General features: G+C 62.9%; 1 protein-coding gene. It reads right to left on the bottom strand.

Annotated features, from left to right (window positions below):
- Positions 1-1588, bottom strand: a 1588-nt coding sequence (locus PK789_RS04980; RefSeq protein WP_324307444.1) for an acyl-CoA dehydrogenase family protein, incomplete at its 3' end; no start/stop codon positions are given.
- Positions 1589-1911: the final 323 nt, after the last annotated feature.

Here is a 1911-nt window from a genome sequence, read left to right as displayed (position 1 = left end):
CCTTGGATGCCAGCGTGCCAAAGCTGGCCGAATGCGCTGCTGCCAAACGGCTGACGCACCAGTGGGTTGCCAGCGGATTGTTTGCACGCAGCAGGGTTGCGCCTTGCAGCAGCAATGCCAGGCGTTCGACGAGGCGGCGTGCATCGGCTGGATCCACCGGTTCGGCCAGCATCGCCATACCGGTTTCGAAGGCGGCATCGAAATGCGCATCCATGCCCTTCGCCTGTTCCAACTCGGTACGCAATGCGTGCAGGGTTTCAGGCTCGCGTGACAACGCACGCAGTACATCGAGGCACTGGATATTGCTGCAACCTTCCCAGATCGCGTTGAGCGGTGATTGCCGAAACAATCTGGGCATCTGCGACTCCTCGATATAACCGATCCCGCCGAAACATTCCTGCGCTTCAGCGGCGACTGTGGATGCGCGCTTGCACACCCAGAATTTGCCGATGGCAGTGGCCACCCGCGCCAGTGCGGCCGCGTGCGGGTCATCCGCGGCGCGATCCACCGCACCGGCCACACGCAATGCCAAGGCGGTGGCAGCTTCGGATTCCAGCACCAGATCTGCCACCACGTTGCGCATCAATGGTTGTTCGATCAGGCGTTTGCCAAATGCGCTGCGGTGGCCAATATGGTGCAGCACGCGCCGCACGGCCATGCGCATCAAACCCGCCGAACCCAGCATGCAATCGAGACGGGTGAACATCACCATTTGCAGAATGGTGGCGACACCGCGGCCTTCGTCACCGATGCGAAAGGCCCATGCGTTTTCGAATTCGACCTCACTCGAGGCGTTCGACCAATCGCCTTGCTTGTCTTTCAATCGCAAGATGCGAAGCGCATTGACATGGCCGTCGGGTTGCCAGCGCGGCAGCAAGAAACAGGTCACGCCCGCAGGTGCCTGCGCTAACACCAGAAAACCATCGGACATCGGCGCCGAGAAAAACCATTTATGCCCGATCAGCGTGTATTCGCCATCCGCCGCCAATGGCGTGGCGCGCGTGCTGTTGCTGCGCACGTCGCTGCCGCCCTGTTTTTCGGTCATGCCCATGCCGAGGGTGATGCCTTGCTTGTGCGTGATCGACACGCAGCGGGCGTCGTAATACGGCGCGGCGGCTTTGTCCGCCCATTCACGCAGCGCAGGCACTTGCTGCAACACCGGCACCGCCGCGTGGGTCATGGTCAGCGGGCAACTACTGCCGGGTTCCGCTTGATAGTGCAAAAAGCTGAGCGCCGCACGCGCAACGTGCGCACCGGGGCCAGGCTGTGCCCACGACAATCCTGCGACACCGTGCTGGATCGCGGCACCCATGACCTCGTGATAGGCCGGATGAAATTCGACCCGGTCCTGCCTGCGTCCATAGGCGTCATAGGCGAGCAGTCGCGGACGATCGCGGTGGGCATCGTCGGCCAGGTACAACAAGCGGCCACCGGCAAGTGCGCCGTACTCGGCAAGGCGGCTGGAAAACGCTTCGCCACCTTCGCGGAAGACGGCTTCGCGCAGCGCGGCATCGTCGTCCCAGAGATTATGCGTGCCGAACGGCGGCGGCTGGTTGTCAACACTGTGGGTGGCGAAAACCGTGTGCATGTCGTGGTGCTCCGATGGATGGCGCGTGACTACTGCACAATACGCCCGCAATACGGTCAGCTGCACGCACGTGACGCACGCATCTTCACCTGATCTTGGCGATGCGTGATGTAGCCTTCGCGCCCGCTGCTCTGCCCGCATTTCCCTATGACATCACCCCCCCCTGAGCACCCCGAACACGCGCGGCTGCGTGAGGAATCGTCCAATCAAGCGCTGCCGCTGGCCCCCGGGCTGGGGGTGAGTCTGGAAGCCGCACGCATGCCGCGCCGGGCCAGCTTGATCGAGCCACGCGTGCTGTGGATCTGCGCTTTGGCCATCGTGCT

The organism is Thermomonas sp., assembly GCF_035369645.1.
In the GTDB taxonomy this organism is placed as follows: Bacteria; Pseudomonadota; Gammaproteobacteria; order Xanthomonadales; family Xanthomonadaceae; genus Thermomonas.
Note: the sequence above shows the minus strand (reverse complement) of the source record. Positions and strands in the feature narration are given on the sequence as shown.